We start from the raw sequence: 1,396 nt of genomic DNA, 5'->3' as shown, positions 1-1,396 counted from the left end.
GTCGAGTGTCGAGTGTCGAGTGTCGAGTGTCGAGTGTCGAGTGTCGAGTGTCGAGTGTCGAGTGTCGAGTGTCGAGTGTCGAGGAGAATGGAAGTACTTTATTGGTAAGAGTTAAAGAAATATAAAAGTAAACTTATATATCATATTCTAAATATTATAACTTTCTAGTCTTCTGAAAATGCTACTTGTAAAGAATATCTCTACAAGTAGCCTAATCATTAGTAGCGAGTATATTAATCTCGGTACTCGTAATCGCGAAACTCGTTAACTAAGTTCTACTTCTTATCACTCTCATACGCATAGTTATAATAACCATAACCGTATTGACCATAATGACTGCTTGCTTTGCGAACCACCGCATTAAGAATAAAGCCTTTAATCTCAATACCGTTTTGTTCAAAACGCTGCTTCGTCACTTCAATCTCTTTAAGCGCATTGTGACCAAAACGGCCGACAAGCAATGTTGTACCTGCATGAGAACCAACAATAGCAGGATCGGTTACCGCTAGGATTGGTGGGGTATCGACCACAACCATATCGTAGTTTTCAGAGGCCCAATCGAGCAGCTCTTTCATACGAGGATGCATCAACAGCTCTGAAGGGTTTGGCGGAACATCACCACGGCTAATATAGTCAAGATTGTCCACACCAGGCTTTTTAATAATTTTATCAATGGTTTTTTGGCCACTTAAGAAATCGGATAAACCCGGTTTATGAGAAAGCGACATTTGACGTTCCATTCGACCTTTACGCATATCGGCATCAATAACCAGTACGCGCTGACCACCTTGAGCAATAACCGCCGCCATATTGGCAGAAACAAACGACTTACCGATACCTGGACTTGGACCCGAAATCATCAGAATATTATTCTTTGCTTCCATCATGGCAAAGTGCAAGCTAGTACGCAGACTACGCAGTGCTTCAACAGAAAGATCCGCTGGATTTGATACCGCTAATAAGGTCTCTTGCACCGTTAATTGTTGTTTACTCTTCTGCTTTTTCTCGAGATCTGACTGCCAATCCGACATAGGAATAGAAGCGTAAACAGGAAGACCAATCGCTTCAATTTCATCTGGGTTCTCTACACCTTTATGGAATGCAGCACGTAAAAGGGTAATACCAACGGCCAACATACCACCAAGTAGTGTTGCTAATACCACTATCAGAGCTTTCTTTGGCTTAACTGCAATACTGGATGCTTGAGCCTTATCGAGAATACGAACGTTACCAACCGTACTTGCTTTAACAATACTTAGCTCTTGTACTTTGTTAAGTAACTGAACATAAATCTGTTGATTTACTTCCACATCACGCATTAAACGCAGAATTTCACGTTGGGTTTTTGGCAATTTCTCAACACGCTTAGTTAAACGCGCTTTTTCAGATAACAATG

At 41.3% G+C, this 1,396-nt stretch carries 1 protein-coding gene; it reads right to left on the bottom strand.

Features of this window, described 5'->3' with window-relative positions; all coding sequences use genetic code 11:
• Positions 1-275: 275 nt before the first annotated feature.
• Positions 276-1,396 (bottom strand): polysaccharide biosynthesis tyrosine autokinase (locus tag I3255_RS14345; RefSeq protein WP_238039425.1); only part of this gene is annotated, 1,121 nt, incomplete at its 5' end.

Source organism: Psychrobacter sp. Ps6, assembly GCF_022129235.1.
Taxonomy (GTDB): domain Bacteria; phylum Pseudomonadota; class Gammaproteobacteria; order Pseudomonadales; family Moraxellaceae; genus Psychrobacter.
The sequence above is the reverse complement of the archived record's forward strand: the minus strand, read 5'-3'. Positions and strand labels throughout refer to the sequence as shown.